The sequence below is a fragment of the Pseudomonas sp. GM30 genome, from assembly GCF_000282275.2.
Classification (GTDB): Bacteria; Pseudomonadota; Gammaproteobacteria; order Pseudomonadales; family Pseudomonadaceae; genus Aquipseudomonas.
Map to the genome: position 1 here is coordinate 1 of NZ_AKJP02000013.1, position 18,536 is coordinate 18,536.

Genomic DNA, 18,536 nt, shown 5'->3' on the forward strand with positions numbered 1-18,536 from the left:
TGCGGCACGCTGCGATCTTTTGATTTTGATTTCAACAAACCGAATCAAAAGATCGCAGCGTATCGCAGCCCCGACAGGAATCCGGTTCAGATTCAATTCCCCGGCCGATGCGTTAAACTCCCGCCCATTGCTGTCTGGAGCTTCTTATGCGCGAAGAGTTGAACCAAGGCCTGATCGACTTCCTCAAGGCCTCCCCTACCCCGTTCCACGCCACCGCCAGCCTCGTTCAGCGTCTGGAGGCCGCCGGTTACGTGCGCCTCGACGAGCGCGAGCCATGGACCACCGAGGCCAACGGCCGCTACTACGTCACCCGTAACGACTCCTCGATCGTCGCGATCAAAATGGGCCGCAACTCGCCGCTGCACGACGGCATCCGTCTGGTCGGTGCCCATACCGACAGCCCGTGCCTGCGGGTCAAGCCGCAACCGGAACTGCAACGTCAGGGCTTCTGGCAACTGGGCGTTGAAGTCTACGGCGGCGCACTGCTGGCGCCGTGGTTCGACCGCGACCTGTCGCTGGCCGGCCGTGTCACTTTCCGCCGTGATGGCAAGGTCGAAAGCCAGCTGATCGACTTCAAGGCACCGATCGCAATCATTCCCAACCTGGCGATTCACCTCAACCGTGAAGCCAATCAGGGCTGGGCGATCAACGCGCAGACCGAGCTGCCGCCGATCCTTGCGCAATTCGCCGGTGACGAGCGCGTCGACTTCCGCGCGGTACTGACTGATCAGCTGGCTCGCGAACATGGTCTGAACGCCGACGTGGTGCTGGATTACGAGCTGAGTTTCTACGACACCCAGAGCGCGGCGATCATCGGCCTGCATGGCGACTTCATTGCCGGCGCGCGCCTCGACAACCTGTTGTCCTGCTACGCCGGCCTGCAAGCTCTGCTCACTGCCGACAGCGAAGAAACCTGCGTGCTGGTGTGCAACGATCACGAAGAAGTTGGCTCCTGCTCGGCCTGCGGTGCCGATGGCCCGATGCTCGAACAGACCCTGCGCCGCCTGCTGCCGGAAGGTGACGAGTTCGTCCGCACCATCCAGAAATCGCTGCTGGTCTCGGCCGACAACGCCCACGGCGTGCACCCCAACTACGCCGAGAAGCACGACGCCAACCACGGCCCGAAACTCAACGCCGGCCCGGTGATCAAGGTCAACAGCAACCAGCGCTACGCCACCAACAGCGAAACCGCCGGGTTCTTCCGCCACCTGTGCATGGCCGAAGAAGTGCCGGTGCAGAGCTTCGTGGTACGCAGCGACATGGGTTGCGGCTCGACCATCGGCCCGATCACCGCCAGCCACCTGGGCGTGCGCACCGTCGACATCGGCCTGCCGACCTTCGCCATGCACTCGATCCGCGAACTGTGCGGCAGCCACGACCTGGCGCACCTGGTCAAAGTGCTGAGCGCGTTCTACGCCAGTCGCGAGTTGCCATAAGCTCATCGCAACCCCTGTAGGAGCTGCCGCAGGCTGCGATCTTTTGATCTTGCTTTTGAATTGCATACCCAAGATCAAAAGATCGCAGCCTTCGGCAGCTCCTACAGGTCGAAAGCGACCTAGACTTAAATCATTCCCTTCGACAAGGCAGTCACCATGATTTCGATGTCCTCCTTCCACGCCATGCTCATTCCCATTCTGTCCGGGATGATTCTGCTGGCGATCGGTTTCAACTTCCGCGACAAGAACGCCGGTGTGTTTGCCATGTGGGTCGGCATGCTGATGATTCTGGCGACCGTGGTCTACAAGATCCTCGCCAAACTCAACGAATAAATCCGCGCCCGGCTCGCATTGATTCTGGCTGCCTCGTACACTCGCTCAATTCGCCCCTTTGCGAGGTTGACCGCCTAGTGTTCGCTCGTCTGTTTGCTCTGCCCTGCCTGTTCCTTGTCTGCCTGATGACGCTGCTGCCCGTAGCGCCCGCCCACGCGGTCGGGTTGCCGGGCCTGCTTAACACCACCAAGACGCAGCCGGAGGCGCAAGAGCCGCTGGGCCAGTCGCTGGATGAAGTCATCAAGTCGCTGGAAAACGACAAGCAACGCGCACAATTGCTCAGCGATCTGAAAAAACTGCGCGACGCCACCAAGAAAGCCCAGGCTTCACCGGAAGAAGGCGTGCTGGGCCTGATCGGCGGCACGCTGGCCAGTTTCGAGAAACAGTTCTCCGGTGACGACAGCCCGCTGACCCGCTGGTCCGACGAGTTCGATCTGGCCAAGGACGAACTCGATAACCTGATGTTGCCCGCCAGCGAATGGCTGCCGATCATCTTCGGCTTCGCGGTGATCCTGATGGTCTGGAGCCTGCTCGCCGCCGCGCTGATCTGGCTCGGCCACCGGGTGCGCATGCGCTTCGGCCTGACCGAAGAACTGCCGCAGCATCCCAAGGCCCTCGACATGCTGCGCTTCGCCCTGCGCAAGCTCGGGCCGTGGCTGATTGCATTGGTCATCACCGTGTACATGAGCTACGCGCTGCCGTCGTCACTGGGTAAAAGCCTGGCGATGGTGCTGGCTTATGCGTTGGTGGTCGGCACCTGTTTCTCGGCGATCTGCGTGATCGCTTTCTCGCTGCTCGACGGCCCGCACCGGCACCGGGCGCTGTACATCCTGCGGCATCAGGCGTTCCGTCCGTTGTGGCTGATCGGCAGCTTCGCCGCATTCGGTGAAGCGCTGAGTGACCCGCGCCTGGTCGAAGGCCTGGGCGTGCACCTGGCGCACACCACCGCGACCATCACCAACGTGCTCGCGGCGCTGTTCACCGGGTTGTTCATCCTGCGTTTCCGCCGGCCGATCGCACACCTGATCCGCAACCAGCCATTGTCCCGCCGCCTGACCCGCCGCGCCCTCAGCGACACCATCGATATCCTCGGCACCTTCTGGTACGTGCCGGCGCTGGTGCTGGTCGGGATCTCGCTGTTCGCGACGTTCGTCTCCGCCGGTGACACCAGCACGGCCCTGCGCCAGTCACTGATCTGCACGGTGCTGCTGGTGATGTGCATGGTGATCAACGGCCTCGTGCGCCGTCACTCGCTCAAACCGCAGCGCGGGCCGAAGCGCCATGCGTTGTACTCCGAGCGCCTGAAAAGCTTCTTCTACACCCTCGCCCACCTGCTGGTGTGGCTGATCTTCATCGAGCTCGGCCTGCGCGTATGGGGCAAGTCGCTGATCGGCTTTGCCGAGGGCGAAGGGCATGACGTCAGCGTCAAACTGTTCAGCCTGATCGGCACGCTGATTTTCTCCTGGCTGATCTGGATCCTCGCCGACACCGCCGTGCACCACGCCCTCACCCGCTCGCGCAAAGGCCTGGCGAATGCACGCGCGCAGACGATGATGCCGCTGATCCGCAACGTGCTGTTCGTGGCGATTTTCATCATCGCGCTGATCGTCGCCCTGGCGAACATGGGCATGAACGTCACGCCGTTGCTGGCCGGTGCCGGTGTCATCGGTCTGGCTATCGGTTTCGGTGCGCAGTCACTGGTGGCGGATTTGATCACCGGCCTGTTCATCATCATCGAAGACTCGCTGGCGATCGACGACTACGTGGATGTCGGCGGTCACCTGGGCACCGTCGAAGGCCTGACGATCCGCACCGTGCGCCTGCGCGACATCGACGGCATCGTCCACACCATCCCGTTCAGCGAAATCAAAAGCATCAAGAACTACTCGCGGGAATTCGGCTACGCGATCTTCCGGGTGGCGGTGCCGTACAACATGGAAATCGACGACGCGATCAAACTGATGCGCGAAGTCGGCCAGAAAATGCGCACCGACCCGTTGCAGCGGCGCAACATCTGGTCGCCACTGGAGATCCAGGGCGTGGAAAGTTTCGAGTCCGGCAGCGCGATTCTGCGCGCGCGGTTCAAGACTGCGCCGATCAAACAATGGGAAGTTTCCCGAGCGTTCAACCTGTCGCTCAAGCGCCATCTGGACGAGGCCGGACTCGATCTGGCGACGCCACGCATGAGCGTGCAGGTCATCACTGCCGGCGGTGGCCAGCCGAAGGAATAGCACTTCGCGCAGACACTCGGGTCACAAGCAGGGAAGCCAGAAAAACAATAACCATGGAGACACCCGATGCAGCTGACACGCATTGCCCAGACCGTTCTGCTCACGCTGCTGGCCGGCACCGCCAGCGCCGCCACCCTGGACAGCACCCGCGAACAGATCGCCACGCAAGCCAAGGCACTTGAACCGCAACTGCTGGAAACCCGCCGCGACATCCACGCGCATCCGGAACTGGGCAACACCGAGACACGCACCGCGGAACTGGTCGCCAGACAACTGAAGGCCATGGGCCTGGAAGTCAAAACCAACGTCGCCCGCACCGGCGTGGTCGCCATACTCAAAGGTGCCCTGCCCGGCCCGACCGTGGCCTTGCGCGCCGACATGGACGCGCTGCCGGTCAAGGAAGTCGCCGACCTGCCCTTCGCCTCGAAAGCCAAAGGCACTTATCTGGACAAAGAAGTCGACGTGATGCACGCCTGCGGCCACGACGCCCACACCGCGATCCTGCTGAGCACGGCGAAAATTCTTACGGGCATGCGCGACACCCTGCCGGGCACCGTGGTGTTCTACTTCCAGCCCGCCGAAGAAGGCCCGAGCGACTTCATCCCCGACGGCAAAAACACCTGGGGCGCGAAAATGATGGTCGAAGAAGGCGTGATGAAATCACCCAAACCCGACGCCGTGTTCGGCCTGCACGTCTGGGCCGGCGTCCCCGCCGGCCAGATCGCCTACCGCCCGGGCGCCACCCTGGCGAGTTCGGACGACCTGCGCATCAAGATCCTCGGCAAACAGACCCACGCCGGCCGCCCCTGGGACGGCATCGACCCGATCACCGTCGGCGCACAAACCATCGTTGGCCTGCAAACCGTGGTCAGCCGCCGCACCGATATTTCGTCCTATCCGTCGGTGGTCAGCATCGGCACCATCAACGGCGGCACCCGCTACAACATCATTCCCGAATCCGTGGACATGAGCGGCACCATCCGCTCCTACGACTACGGCATCCGCCAGAAACTCCACGCCGACGTGCGCCAGACCATCGAAAAAATCGCCGAAAGCGGCGGCGCGAAAGCCGACGTGACCATCATCGAAAAATACGACCCCACGATCAACAACCCGGCACTGACGGAAAAAATGCTGCCGACGCTGAAGTGGGCGGCCAAGGATGACGTGGTGAACGCACCGCTGGTGGGCGGCGCGGAAGACTTCTCGTTCTTTGCCAAGGAAGTGCCCGGGCTGTTTGTGTTTCTGGGGGTGACGCCACGGGATCAGGACATGAGCAAGGCGGCGCCGAATCACAATCCGGGGTTCTTTGTGGATGAGTCGGCACTGGTGGTTGGAGTGAGGACGATGGCGTCGCTGGCGACGGATTATTTGTATGCCAATGCCGGGGCGGGCAAGTAGAGATGAAGTGACAGTGGGGGCGCCTTCGCGAGCAGGCTCGCTCCCACAGTTGGATTGGATGTATTCAGTTGGAGATTGGTCGGCTGTCAGGCCGCCTTCGCGAGCAAGCTCGCTCCCACAGTGGGATTGGGTGCAGGCAGTTGGAGATTGGTTGGCTGTCAGGCCGCCTTCGCGAGCAAGCTCGCTCCCACAGTGGATTGGGTGCGGGCTGTTGGAGATTGGTCGGCTGGGAGGTCGCTATCGCGAGCAGGCTCACTCCTACAGAAAAGCAAAAGCCGACCGCAGGCTCTTCACCACTCAAATGGCCGAGTGTCAGCTCGCCGAAAGCTCTTGATCTTGACTCACCGGCCCGTCGGCAGGCTGAGCGGAGGGATTGATCCGGGGGTGGGAGCGAAGCGACCGTTCGACGAAGTCGAACACATCGAGAGGAGGTGCAGCGAAGCAAACCGGAGGCGATGCGCCCGGATCGATACCGGAGCGAAGGAACCCCGAGCTTTAGCGAGCGGGCCGAACGTCAGGGCACAGACCTTTGGTTCCTTTGGGGCGTTTGCCAAAGGGACTCGCTGTAAGAGCGAAACCGTCAGCGGCAGCACCCGAAGAAACGGATATTCACACAGAACCCAACAGCCTGGTCGGCCCAGAGGCCGCCAAGGCCAAACGCTCAAACAACATCTACACCAACGTGAATCGCATCATGCCGCCAAAACTCCAGATCACAATCAATCAACCGCTCATGCTGATCATAATTGACCCGAGCAATCCGTAACCCCGGACTCCCGACAGACACCCGCAAAGCCGCCGCCGCATCCACCGACAATGACGTCGGCACAATCTCGAACCGCACCCGCCCATAGCGCAAATCGTAATGCCGCGCATAAAGCTCGGTCATCGACTGATTCAAATCAAATCCCAGAATCCCCGGAAAATACTGCGGATTCAGATAGTGCTCCACATACAAAACCAGCCGCCCGTCAATCCGCCGCGACCGGCAAATCTGAATCACGCTCGACAAAGCAGGCAACTGCAACAACGCACAAACCGCCACCGATGCCGGCTGCAACCGCGCCGAAATCACCTCGGTCGACGGCACCCGCCCCTGCGCACTGACCATCGCGTGAAAGTGACTGCGCTGCATCAGGTTGTACGCCAGACGTGGCGGCGAAACGAACCAGCCACGGCGCTCCTCGCGATAGATCTGCCCCTGCGCCTCCAACTGCAACAAGGCCTCACGCACAGTAATGCGCGTGGTGCCGAACAACTCACTGAGCTTGCGCTCGGCCGGCAACTTGCTCCCGGGCGCGAGCAGGCCGTGATCAAGCTGCTCCTGCAGCACCTGACCAATCGCTGTCACCGCTTTTGTTGCCTCATCGCGCATCAACGTTACCTATCTGGACTAGACCAGCACTGTTTCAGGGCAAAAACCGTACGGCCTGCAAGCCGTTTCCATGTGTTGCAAGCCTAGGCAGTGCAGATGACCGAGAGATGACAAACCCGCCCGACGGTCGTCCTCATGACTTGCAATACATCGGCCAAGTCCCTTGTCCGCCGGGGCTTTGACCTTGGTCTACGCTTACCGGGCAAGCGCCAAACCCGGGCCAATAAAAGGCCTGCCGGGCCACCGCCGACATCAAAGTGTCATCCAGCCCCCTTAAATTGGCTCAGGTATTGCTGACCTAGACCAACACAAACCGCAATCGCAGCGTTGAACACGACCAAGGAGCTTCGGAATGAAACAGCTTTTCCTGGCAACACTGTTAGGCTCGACCATTGCAATGTGCACCTCCGCCATGGCGGCGGGTACCGACCTGAAAACCCTCGAAGCCGCTGCGAAAGCGGAAGGCGCCGTCAACAGCGTCGGCATGCCCGATGACTGGGCCAACTGGAAAGGCACCTGGGAAGACCTGGCGAAAACCTATGGCCTGAAACACATCGACACCGACATGAGTTCGGCCCAGGAAATCGCCAAGTTCGCCGCGGAAAAAGACAATGCCACCGCCGACATCGGCGACGTCGGCGCCGCCTTCGGCCCGATCGCGGTCAAGCAAGGCGTGGTGCAACCGTACAAGCCAAGCACTTGGGATCAGGTCCCGGACTGGGCCAAGGACAAGGACGGCAACTGGGCACTGGCCTACACCGGCACCATCGCCTTCATCGTCAACAAGAAGCTGCTGCACGGCTCCGAAGTCCCAACCAAATGGGCCGATCTCAAGGGCGGCAAATACAAGGTTTCCATTGGTGACGTGAGCACCGCCGCGCAAGCCGCCAACGGCGTACTGGCCGCAGCCCTGGCCAATGGTGGCGACGAGAAGAACATCCAGCCGGCCCTGCTGCTGTTTGCAGACATCGCCAAGCAAGGTCGCCTGTCGATGGCCAACCCGACCATCGCCACCATGGAAAAAGGCGAGATCGAAGTCGGCGTGGTCTGGGACTTCAACGGCCTGAGCTACAAGGCCAAGATGGCCAACCCGGATGACTACGTGGTGCTGATCCCGTCCGATGGCTCGGTGATTTCCGGCTACACCACCATCATCAACAAGTACGCGAAAAACCCGAACGCCGCCAAGCTGACCCGCGAATACATCTTCAGCGACGCCGGCCAGACCAACCTCGCTCGCGGCAATGCTCGTCCGATCCGCGCCGATCACCTGCAACTGCCGGAAGACGTGAAAGCCAAGCTGCTGCCCAACGAGCAGTACAAGAAAGTCACGCCGATCAAGGACGCCGACGCCTGGGAAAAAACCTCCAAGGCCCTGCCGCAGAAGTGGAACGAAGAAGTCATCGTAGAGATGAAGTAAGCCTGTAATTCCCACTTTCGGGATTGCCGGAGATCCCTGTGGGAGCGAGCTTGCTCGCGAATGCGGTCTTTCATTCAGCATTGATGTTGGCTGACACGACGCCTTCGCGAGCAAGCTCGCTCCCACAAGGACTCCCGAATGAATCTGACACTTCCTGTTTTCGCGGAGTTTTTGCCCCTATGAAGCACAACGTCATCCTTGTCGTGCTCGACGGTCTCAACTATGAGGTCGCGCGTCACGCCATGGGGCATCTGCAGGCTTACGTTGGCGCAGGACGCGCCGCGCTCTATCAGTTGGAGTGCGAGTTGCCAGCCCTGTCCCGACCGCTTTACGAATGCATCCTTACCGGCGTGCCGCCGATCGACAGCGGCATCGTCCACAACAACGTTGCGCGCCTGTCCAACCAGCGCAGCATCTATCACTACGCCCGCGACGCCGGCCTGAAAACCGCCGCAGCGGCTTATCACTGGGTCAGCGAGTTGTACAACCGCTCACCGTTCGTAGCGGCCCGCGACCGTCATACCGACGATCCATCGCTACCGATCCAGCACGGGCATTTCTACTGGAACGATCACTACCCGGATTCGCACCTGTTCGCCGACGCGGAACACCTGCGCCTGCGCCATGCGCCGAACTTCCTGCTGATCCACCCGATGAACATCGACGACGCCGGCCACAAGCACGGCCTCGATTCCGCGCAATACCGCAACAGCGCGCGCTCAGCGGACATCATCCTCGCCGATTACCTGCAAGGCTGGCTCGACGCCGGTTATCAAGTGCTGGTGACTGCCGATCACGGCATGAACAACGACCGCTCGCACAACGGCTTGCTGCCGGAAGAACGCCAGGTGCCGCTGTTTATCCTCGGCAACGCCTTCAGCCTCAACGCTGACGCCGCGCCGAAGCAGACCGAGATCTGTGGCACCGTCTGCGAACTGCTCGGCGTGCCCCACGACAAACCTGTGTGCCGGGAGCTGCTCAAGTGAACGCCATGACTCGCGGCAAATGGCTGGCGGCCCTGTGTCTGGTGCCGTTCGCGCTGTTCTTTATCGTGTTCGAAATCGCCCCGCTGGTCTGGGTGATGATCAACAGCCTGCAATCGGAAGAGTTCGGCTGGGGCTTTGCCAACTTCAGCAAGATCTTCAGTTCGAAGTTCTATCTGCAGGCGATCCAGTACAGCCTGGAGATCAGTTTCTGGTCCAGTGTGTTCGGCATCATCATCGCCGTGCTCGGGGCGTATTCATTGCGCCGGGTCGACTCGAAACTGCGCAACTTCGTGAATGCCTTCGCCAACATGACCAGCAACTTCGCCGGTGTGCCGCTGGCCTTCGCATTCATCATCCTGCTCGGGTTCAACGGCAGCATCACCATCATGCTCAAGCAGGCGGGGATCATTCAGGACTTCAACCTGTATTCGAAAACCGGTCTGATCATCCTCTACACCTATTTCCAGATTCCCCTCGGCGTGCTGCTGCTCTACCCGGCCTTCGACGCCTTGCGTGAAGACTGGCGCGAATCCGCCGCGCTGCTCGGCGCCAACGGCTGGCAGTTCTGGCGCCACATCGGTCTGCCGGTGCTGACCCCGGCCCTGCTCGGCACTTTCGTGATCCTGCTGGCCAACGCCCTCGGCGCCTACGCCACGGTGTATGCGCTGACCACCGGTAACTTCAACGTGCTGCCAATCCGCATTGCGGCGATGGTTTCCGGGGATATTTCCCTGGATCCGAATCTGGCCAGCGCCCTGGCTGTGGTGCTGGTGGCGTTGATGACCATCGTCACCGTTGTGCATCAACTGTTGTTGAAGAGGAGCTACCATGTCTCGCGCTGAATCCGGCCCGGCCGGCGTCTACCACCGCGTCGTGGTTTATCTGCTGTTCGCGATCCTGCTGCTGCCGCTGGTGGGTACACTGATCTACTCGATTGCCAGCAGTTGGTCGGCGACCATTTTGCCCAGCGGTTTCACCTTCAAGTGGTATCTCCAGTTGTGGAGCGACCCACGCTTTCTGCATGCCTTCGGCCAGTCGCTGCTGGTGTGCGTCGGCGCGCTGGTGCTGTCGGTGGTGCTGATCCTGCCGCTGCTGTTCGTGGTGCATTACCACTTCCCGAAACTCGATGCGCTGATGAACATCCTGATCCTGCTGCCCTTCGCGGTGCCGCCAGTGGTGTCGTCGGTCGGGCTGTTGCAACTCTATGGTTCCGGGCCGCTGGCGATGGTCGGTACGCCGTGGATCCTGATCGGTTGCTACTTCACCGTGGCGCTGCCGTTCATGTACCGGGCGATCACCAATAACCTGCAGGCGATCAACCTGCGCGACCTGATGGACGCCGCGCAACTGCTCGGCGCCAGCACCTTTCAGGCGGCGTTTCTGGTGGTGCTGCCAAACCTGCGCAAAGGCCTGATGGTCGCGTTGCTGCTGTCGTTCTCGTTCCTGTTCGGTGAGTTCGTGTTCGCCAACATCCTCGTCGGCACGCGCTACGAAACCCTGCAGGTGTACCTGAACAACATGCGCAACAGCAGCGGCCACTTCACCAGCGCGCTGGTGATCTCGTACTTCTTTTTCGTGCTGGTCCTGACCTGGATCGCCAACATCTTGAACAAGGACAAAAGCGAATGAGCTATGTCAGCGTCCAGAACCTGAAGAAAAACTACGCGGGCACCACGGTGTTCAGCGACATCAACTGCGAGATCAACAAGGGCGAGTTCGTCACCCTGCTCGGCCCGTCCGGTTGCGGCAAGTCCACGCTGCTGCGCTGCATTGCCGGGCTGACGCCGGTGGATGGCGGCAAGATCCTGCTCGATGGCGTCGACATCGTGCCGCTGAGTCCGCAGAAACGCGGGATCGGCATGGTGTTCCAGAGCTACGCGCTGTTCCCCAACATGACCGTCGAACAGAACGTCGCCTTCGGCCTGCGCATGCAAAAGGTCAATGCCGACGACAGCCACAAGCGCGTCGCCGAAGTACTGAAACTGGTCGAGCTCAACGATTTCGCCAGCCGTTATCCGCACCAGCTTTCCGGCGGTCAGTGCCAGCGCGTGGCCCTCGCCCGCTCGCTGGTGACTCGCCCACGCTTACTGCTGCTGGATGAACCGCTGTCGGCGCTGGATGCGCGGATTCGCAAACACCTGCGCGAGCAGATCCGGCAGATCCAGCGCGAACTCGGCCTGACCACGATTTTCGTCACCCACGATCAGGAAGAAGCGCTGACCATGTCCGACCGGATTTTCCTGATGAACCAAGGGAAAATCGTGCAAAGCGGCGACGCCGAAACCCTTTACACCGCGCCGGTCGATCTGTTCGCCGCCGGTTTCATCGGCAACTACAACCTGCTCGACGCCGACAGCGCCTCGAAGCTGTTGCGACGGCCGATCAACCACCGCATCGCGATTCGCCCGGAAGCCATCGAGCTGAGCCTCAACGGCGAACTCGAAGCACAGATCCGCAGCCACAGCCTGCTCGGTAACGTGATCCGCTATCGAGTCGAGGCGCGTGGCGTGGAACTGGTGGTGGACGTGCTCAACCGCTCGGCGGCGGATCTGCATCCCGACGGTCAGCGTCTGGCGCTTTCCATCGATCCGACGGCCCTGTGTGAGGTAGCCTGATGACTTTGCTGACGTTGAAGAGAGAACTGCACTGATGGCCCTGGCAATTTTTGATCTGGACGAAACCCTGATCCACGGCGACTGCGCCACCCTCTGGAGCGAGCAGATGGGGCGCCTGGGCTGGGTCGATCCCGAGTCGTTCATGCGCAAGAACAACGAGCTGATGGACGCCTACAGCCATGGCAAATTGCGCATGGAAGAATTCATGGCGTTCAGCCTCGAACCGATGATCGGGCGCACCCCGGAAGAGGTCGAACACCTGGTCGGCCCGTGGGTGGAAGACTTCATCGAACCGATCATCTTCAGCGACGCGACCAAAACCATCGCCGCCCACCGCAAGGCCGGCGACCGGATTCTGGTGATCTCGGCTTCCGGCACGCACCTGGTCAAACCGATCGCCGAGCGCCTGGGCATCGACGAAATTCTCGGCATCGAACTGGACGTTGCGCACGGCGTTTACACTGGCCAGACCGTCGGCACGCTGACCTACCGCGAAGGCAAGATCACCCGCCTGCTGGAATGGCTGGACGCCGAGGAAGAGAATCTGGAAGGCGCGAGTTTCTACTCCGACTCACGCAACGATTTGCCATTACTGCTGAAGGTGGACTTCCCGCATGTGGTGAATCCGGATCCGGTCCTGCTGGAGCACGCCGAAAAAGCAGGCTGGCCGATCCATCTCTGGAAGTAAACATAGATCCAAATGTGGACGCTTAACTGTGGCGAGGGAGCTTGTCGGATCGCCGCACCGTCCCGCTCGGCTGCGAAGCAGTCGCGGAACCATTCAACCGGTTTGATCTGACTCACCGCATTGAATGATTTTGGGACCGCTTCGCGACCCAGCGGGAGCAAGCTCCCTCGCCACAGGTTTTGCGGTGTCAGGTGAGGCTGTCGTCAATCACCAGCACCACCTTCCCCGCCACCGTATTGCTCGCCAGCTCGGCAAACGCCGCTTCGGCATCCTTCACCGCAAAGGTTTTCGCCAGTTGCGGGCTCAACCGTCCTTCGGCAAACAGCGGCCACACATGCTGTCCCAGGTCACTGAGCAGGTCGGCCTTGAACTGATCGTCGCGACTGCGCAACGTCGAGCCGAGCAACTGCACGCGCTTGCCCAGCACCTGCGCCAGGTCCAGTTTCGCTTCGCGCCCGCCCATCAGGCCGATCAGTACCCAGCGTCCGTCCAGCGCCGTCAGCTTCAGGTTCAGCGCGGCGTAGTTGCCGCCGACCGGATCAAGGATCACGTCAAACGGCCCGAAGTCGCGCAGGCTCTCCAGATCATCGCTGCGTATCACGCCGCCCTGGGCGCCCAGTGCCTCACAGTAGGCCAAGCGCTCGGCCGAACCAACGCTGACCCAAGAGGGATTGCCGAACGCCTTGCACAGCTGAATGGCGGCTGAACCAATTCCACTGGCCCCGGCGTGCAGGAGAACCTTTTCGCCGGGTTTCAGCGCCGCCAGTTGAAACACGTTCAGCCAGACCGTTGCATAAACCTCGGGTAATGCAGCGGCCTCGATCAACGAAACGCCCTCGGGCACCGGCAGCACGTGCCGTCCGTCGACGACCACTTCTTCAGCCATCCCGCCCCCGGCCAGCAAGGCGCAGACGCGGTCGCCGACCTGCCAGGACGAACCGGCGCCGACCTCGCTGATCACCCCGGAGCACTCAAGACCGAGCACCTGACTGGCACCGGGCGGTGGTGGATAAAGCCCGGCTTTCTGTAATAAATCGGCGCGATTGAGGCCCGCAGCCGCCACGCGAATGCGCACTTGTCCTGCATCACATGCCGGACTCGGCTCTTCAAGCCATGCCACTTGACCTTCAACGCCTTGCAATGCCTTCACAGTGCCTCCATAGTGAGTCTGGACTGAGCCCGAAGCTGTAGCGCCGGGCTTTTTGCATTATGCGACCGGCTCTCGTAGAACCGGCGACTTCAAAGACGGCCTAATATGCGTTATCAATTGTCCCCGCGTCGAATCAGCATGAAGCATTTGCTCCCCAGCACCGCCCTCGCTCTTTTCATCGGTATCGGCTTGTTGCCGGTGTCGGGCACTACATTCGCAGCCAACAGCTGGGACAAGTTGCAGCCGGATCGCGACGAAGTGATCGCCAGCCTCAACGTCGTCGAGTTGCTCAAGCGTCACCACTACAGCAAGCCGCCGCTCGACGATGCGCGCTCGGTGATCATCTACGACAGCTACATCAAGCTGCTGGACCCGTCGCGCAGCTACTTCATGGCCAGCGACATCGCCGAATTCGACAAGTGGAAGACCCAGTTCGACGACTTCCTCAAGAGCGGCGACCTCAACGCCGGGTTCACCATCTACAAGCGCTATCTGGACCGCGTCAAGGCGCGCCTGGACTTCGCCATTGCGGAGCTGAACAAGGGCGTCGACAAGATGGACTTCACCACCAAGGAAACCTTGCTGATCGATCGCAAGGACGCCCCTTGGCTCAAATCCACCGCTGAACTCGACGACCTGTGGCGCAAACGCGTCAAGGACGAAGTGCTGCGGCAGAAGATCGCCGGCAAGGATTCCAAGCAGATCCAGGAAACCCTGACCAAGCGCTACAAGAACCAGTTGGCGCGTCTGGACCAGACTCGTGCGGAAGACATCTTCCAGGCGTACATCAACACCTTCGCCATGTCCTACGACCCGCACACCAACTATCTGTCGCCGGATAACGCGGAAAACTTCGACATCAACATGAGCCTGTCCCTCGAGGGCATCGGCGCCGTGTTGCAGAGCGACAACGATCAAGTGAAAGTCGTGCGCCTGGTGCCGGCAGGCCCGGCCGACAAGACCAAGCAGGTTGCACCGGCCGACAAGATCATCGGCGTTGCCCAGGGCAACAAAGAGATGGTTGACGTGGTGGGCTGGCGCCTGGACGAAGTGGTCAAGCTGATCCGCGGCCCGAAAGGCACCGTGGTGCGCCTGGAAGTGATTCCGGCCAGCAATGCGCCAAACGACCAGACCAGCAAGATCGTGCCGATCACCCGTGAAGCGGTGAAGCTTGAAGACCAGGCGGTGAAAAAGTCCGTGCTGAACCTGAAACAGGACGGCAAGGACTACAAGCTCGGCATCATCGAGATCCCGGCGTTCTACCTCGACTTCAAGGCGTTCCGTGCCGGTGATCCGGACTACAAGAGCACTACCCGTGACGTCAAGAAACTGCTGACCGAACTGCAGAAAGAGAAAGTCGACGGCGTGGTCATCGACCTGCGCAACAACGGCGGCGGTTCTCTGCAGGAAGCTACCGAGCTGACCAGCCTGTTCATCGACAAAGGCCCGACCGTACTCGTGCGTAACGCCGATGGCCGCGTCGATGTGCTGGAAGATGAAAACCCGGGCGCGTTCTACAAAGGCCCGATGGCACTGTTGGTCAACCGCCTGTCCGCCTCGGCTTCGGAGATTTTCGCCGGCGCCATGCAGGACTACCATCGCGCATTGATCATCGGTGGCCAGACCTTCGGCAAAGGCACCGTGCAGACCATTCAGCCGTTGAACCATGGCGAACTGAAACTGACCCTGGCCAAGTTCTACCGGGTTTCCGGGCAGAGCACCCAGCATCAGGGCGTACTGCCGGACATCGACTACCCGTCGATCATCGACACCAAGGAAATCGGCGAAAGCGCCCTGCCGGAAGCCATGCCGTGGGACACCATCAAGGCAGCGATCAAGCCGGCCTCCGATCCGTTCAAGCCGTACCTGGCGCAGCTCAAGTCCGAGCATGACGCTCGTACCGCCAAGGACGCCGAGTTCGTGTTCATCCGCGACAAGCTGGCCCTGGCGCAGAAGCTGATGGAAGAGAAAACCGTCAGCCTCAACGAAGCCGAACGCCGTGCCCAGCATGCGGACATCGATGCCAAGCAACTGGCGATGGAAAACATCCGCCGCAAAGCCAAAGGCGAAGAACCGCTCAAAGAGCTGAAGAAAGAAGATGAAGACGCGCTGGCTGCAGCTGAGCCGGACAAGGTCAAACCGGAAGACGACGCCTACCTGAGCGAAACCGGGCGCGTGCTGCTGGATTACCTGAAGCTGAGCAATCAGGTGGCCAAGAAGTAAGATGATGGCAATTTAGTGCTGACGCTCCCCGGATCGTCATCAAACAGTCATCATTCTGTCGTGCAATAAAGGACTGGGAGCGGCTCTCTTCATCGAGAACGCTCCCAGTCCTTTTTTTATCGCCAGAGATTGCCATGACCACGACCGAACAGCTGAGTGCCTTGAGCTCGATCCTGACTCAAAGCGGTTTGCACAGCTTGTTCCAGCCAATCATCTGTCTCTCCGAGCGTCGCATTCTCGGCTACGAAGCCCTCACCCGCGGCCCGTCCAACAGCCCTCTGCATTCGCCTATCGCGCTGTTCGCGGTGGCGCGTCAGGCCGGCCGCTTGAGTGAACTGGAGATTGCCTGCCGCCAGTCTGCCTGCCGTCGTTTCAACGAGCAGCAACTGCCGGGCAAGCTGTTCCTCAACGTCTCTCCGGAATCCCTGCTTGAAGCCGCGCACCAACCGGGGCGGACCCTGCAACTGCTGCAGGACTTCGGTATTCCACCCAGCCAAGTAGTGATCGAACTCACCGAACAGACGCCAATCGACGATTTCCAGTTGCTGCAAACCGCCCTGCATCACTATCGGGCGATGGGCTTTTCCATCGCACTGGATGATCTGGGTGCCGGCTATTCAAGCCTGCGCCTGTGGTCGGAGCTGCGTCCGGATTACGTGAAGATCGACCGCCACTTCATCGACGGCATTCATCAGGACGCATTGAAGCGCGAGTTCGTCGGCTCGATCCTGCAAATCGCCAAGGCTTCGCGGGCACAGGTGATAGCCGAGGGCATAGAGTTGCCGGAAGAGTTGGCGGTGTTGACTGAAATGGGCGTCGATCTGGTGCAGGGTTACCTGCTCGGCCGCCCTCAGGAACATCCACCCCGCGATGCCCGGGCATTGATGCCGAAACACGACAGCAGCGCCGTGGCGCTGAACGATGAAGGCAGCGACCTCAGCGCCCTGCTCAACGAGCAACCGGCGGTGCATCGCGACACACCGACCGCCACGGTGCTTGAGGCTTTCCGCCGCCAGGCCAATCTGAACTCACTGGCGGTGCTCGACGAACAGGGCCAGCCGTGCGGCATCGTCCACCGGCATTCGTTGTCCGACGCACTGCTCAAACCGTTCGCCACCGACCTGTTCGCACGCAAGCCGATCAGCCGCCTGATGAACGACGACTTCCTCGCTGTGGAAATGAGCCAGTCGCTGCAACAGGTCAGCCGCCTGATCACCAGCCGCGCCCGGCAGCGCATCGAAGAAGATTTCATCATCACCCTCAACGGCGGTTATCTGGGCCTTGGCCGGGTGATCGACGTGCTCAAACTGATCACCGAACTGAAAATCCAGCAGGCGCGCTACGCCAACCCGCTGACCTTGCTGCCCGGCAACGTGCCGATCCAGCAATGCCTGACCCGCCTGCTGCAACAGGGCCGCGAATCGATCATCTGCTACGTCGACATCGACAGCTTCAAACCCTTCAACGACATCTACGGCTACGGCCGTGGCGACGAAGTCCTGCTGTGCCTGGCGCAATGCCTGAACGAACGCGTCGACCCGTCCCGCGACTTCGTCGGCCACATCGGCGGCGACGACTTCCTGCTGGTGCTCGGCCCGGAAGACTGGCGCAAACGCCTCAACCAACTGCTCGACGACTTCCAGAGCCAATGCCGGCGCTTCTATCGCCCGGAACATCTTGAGGCCGGCTGCTTCATCGCGCCGAATCGCCAGGGTATTCGGCAGGAATTTCCGTTGCTGTCACTGTCCATCGGCGTCGTCCACCTGCACCCCGCAGCCTGCGCCGAACTGGATGCGAGTCAGCTGGCGGAGATGGCTTCGCAGGCGAAGCATCATGCGAAGAATGTTCCGGGGTATAGCGTGCATGTGATTGATAGTCTCGCTGCTGCCGACCTTCAACTGCCGCAACTGATTGGCCAGCGCTGACTCCCCAAACAACATCATCCCCTGTGGGAGCGGGCTTGCTCGCGAAGGGGTCAGTAGCATCACTCAAGATTCCGCTTCTAATGCCGGCTACCACGTGGAGCAGTCTTCCTGACTGGCGAGATACAACTCATCAATCCAAACTTCGGAGAGAATAGAGTACACATGCTCAAAAAAACTCCTGGGATCTTTTATTTCATTCCAGCCAAGTGGAAGCAATGAATGAGAAAAAGGATCATGTTTAAAAACCTCAGAGAGCTTACTCGCTTCGCCATCCAGAGCCTCACCCAATACAAAAAACAAGACAAACTTGTGCCGATGAGTCAAACCCGAAAATCTTCTCACAATAAATTCATAAATTAATTCCGCTCTATCTGAAGGACACTCAGGATCGTACTCTGCCAACTCTGCGCCCAGTGTCTCTTCGCGATCGTATATATCAAACCCACCAAGAAAGTGCTTCAACTTAGGGCTGTATGGAACATCAAGATAGGGATGCATCAACATCAAACGTGCTCCACCGGATATAGAGCGAAAGGTTGCAATGTTTCAAAGTCAAATTTCATTTCAAACCCATTCATTTTTTGAATGTAGCGGGGTTCTGATGGATCTGATGGGTTAGGTTCGTACCCTTCCCCCACATCTTCGGCAGCCATTCTCACAACCAAATTACCCATGCTGTCTTCTCCCGTGAATCGCGACATCTTCCGTGCCTCTCTTGTCATCGCTTCATTTAAAGCATTCAACTGCGCTCGA

Annotated in this window: 16 protein-coding genes; 12 read left to right on the top strand and 4 right to left on the bottom strand. The window is 60.3% G+C overall.

From position 1 onward, the window contains the following. Nucleotides 1–146 precede the first annotated feature (146 nt). The 4 genes from PMI25_RS10645 to PMI25_RS10655 all read left to right on the top strand — a co-directional run bounded on the left by PMI25_RS10645 (nucleotide 147) and on the right by PMI25_RS10655 (nucleotide 5,401). Entirely contained in the window at nucleotides 147–1,436 is a 1,290-nt protein-coding gene (locus PMI25_RS10645; RefSeq protein WP_007965355.1) for a M18 family aminopeptidase, read from the top strand. 156 nt (nucleotides 1,437–1,592) lie between these two features. After that, a complete protein-coding gene (locus tag PMI25_RS29470; RefSeq protein WP_007965354.1) occupies nucleotides 1,593–1,769 on the top strand; it encodes a hypothetical protein in 177 nt (58 codons plus the stop codon). Nucleotides 1,770–1,846: 77 nt separating this feature from the next. Continuing rightward, nucleotides 1,847–4,000 carry a mechanosensitive ion channel family protein gene (locus PMI25_RS10650; protein ID WP_007965352.1) on the top strand — a complete coding sequence of 718 codons (2,154 nt, stop codon included), beginning with the start codon at nucleotides 1,847–1,849 and terminating at the stop codon, nucleotides 3,998–4,000. 66 nt (nucleotides 4,001–4,066) lie between these two features. Next, complete coding sequence (locus PMI25_RS10655; protein WP_007965350.1) at nucleotides 4,067–5,401, top strand: amidohydrolase; 1,335 nt, start codon at nucleotides 4,067–4,069, stop codon at nucleotides 5,399–5,401. A gap of 661 nt (nucleotides 5,402–6,062) precedes the next feature. Here PMI25_RS10655 and PMI25_RS10660 read toward each other — a convergent pair. Next, entirely contained in the window at nucleotides 6,063–6,776 is a 714-nt protein-coding gene (locus tag PMI25_RS10660; protein WP_007965348.1) for a UTRA domain-containing protein, read from the bottom strand. Between the two features lie 352 nt (nucleotides 6,777–7,128). Between PMI25_RS10660 and PMI25_RS10665 the strand changes: the two genes are divergently transcribed. The 6 genes from PMI25_RS10665 (at nucleotide 7,129) to PMI25_RS10690 (ending at nucleotide 12,485) form a co-directional block, all read left to right on the top strand. Next, nucleotides 7,129–8,196 carry an ABC transporter substrate-binding protein gene (locus PMI25_RS10665; protein ID WP_003223128.1) on the top strand — a complete coding sequence of 356 codons (1,068 nt, stop codon included), beginning with the start codon at nucleotides 7,129–7,131 and terminating at the stop codon, nucleotides 8,194–8,196. A 179-nt stretch (nucleotides 8,197–8,375) separates the two neighbouring features. Beyond that, nucleotides 8,376–9,182 (top strand): alkaline phosphatase family protein, encoded by an 807-nt coding sequence (locus PMI25_RS10670; RefSeq protein WP_007965347.1) that lies wholly within the window; start codon nucleotides 8,376–8,378, stop codon nucleotides 9,180–9,182. 5 nt (nucleotides 9,183–9,187) lie between these two features. Further along, a complete protein-coding gene (locus tag PMI25_RS10675; protein WP_163005303.1) occupies nucleotides 9,188–10,024 on the top strand; it encodes an ABC transporter permease in 837 nt (278 codons plus the stop codon). Then, a complete protein-coding gene (locus tag PMI25_RS10680) occupies nucleotides 10,011–10,811 on the top strand; it encodes an ABC transporter permease (protein ID WP_007965346.1) in 801 nt (266 codons plus the stop codon). Before PMI25_RS10675 ends, PMI25_RS10680 begins: the two co-directional genes overlap by 14 nt. After that, nucleotides 10,808–11,797: an ABC transporter ATP-binding protein gene (locus PMI25_RS10685; RefSeq protein WP_007965345.1), complete on the top strand. Its 990-nt coding sequence runs from the start codon at nucleotides 10,808–10,810 to the stop codon at nucleotides 11,795–11,797. Before PMI25_RS10680 ends, PMI25_RS10685 begins: the two co-directional genes overlap by 4 nt. Before the next feature lie 34 nt (nucleotides 11,798–11,831). Next, entirely contained in the window at nucleotides 11,832–12,485 is a 654-nt protein-coding gene (locus tag PMI25_RS10690; RefSeq protein WP_007965343.1) for an HAD family hydrolase, read from the top strand. 187 nt (nucleotides 12,486–12,672) lie between these two features. Here PMI25_RS10690 and PMI25_RS10695 read toward each other — a convergent pair whose 3' ends face one another. Then, entirely contained in the window at nucleotides 12,673–13,635 is a 963-nt protein-coding gene (locus tag PMI25_RS10695) for a zinc-binding dehydrogenase (protein WP_007965342.1), read from the bottom strand. Between the two features lie 138 nt (nucleotides 13,636–13,773). Here PMI25_RS10695 and PMI25_RS10700 point away from each other — a divergent pair, with 138 nt between their 5' ends. After that, nucleotides 13,774–15,858, top strand: a complete 2,085-nt coding sequence (locus PMI25_RS10700; protein WP_007965338.1) for a carboxy terminal-processing peptidase — start codon at nucleotides 13,774–13,776, stop codon at nucleotides 15,856–15,858. 134 nt (nucleotides 15,859–15,992) lie between these two features. Beyond that, a complete protein-coding gene (locus PMI25_RS10705; protein WP_007965336.1) occupies nucleotides 15,993–17,783 on the top strand; it encodes a bifunctional diguanylate cyclase/phosphodiesterase in 1,791 nt (596 codons plus the stop codon). A gap of 87 nt (nucleotides 17,784–17,870) precedes the next feature. On the opposite strand, the gene PMI25_RS10710 is transcribed toward PMI25_RS10705, so the two are convergent. Further along, nucleotides 17,871–18,287, bottom strand: a complete 417-nt coding sequence (locus PMI25_RS10710) for a hypothetical protein (RefSeq protein WP_007965334.1) — start codon at nucleotides 18,285–18,287, stop codon at nucleotides 17,871–17,873. Then, nucleotides 18,287–18,457, bottom strand: a complete 171-nt coding sequence (locus PMI25_RS10715; protein ID WP_238547078.1) for a hypothetical protein — start codon at nucleotides 18,455–18,457, stop codon at nucleotides 18,287–18,289. The genes PMI25_RS10710 and PMI25_RS10715 overlap by 1 nt, the downstream gene beginning before the upstream one ends. Nucleotides 18,458–18,536: the final 79 nt, after the last annotated feature.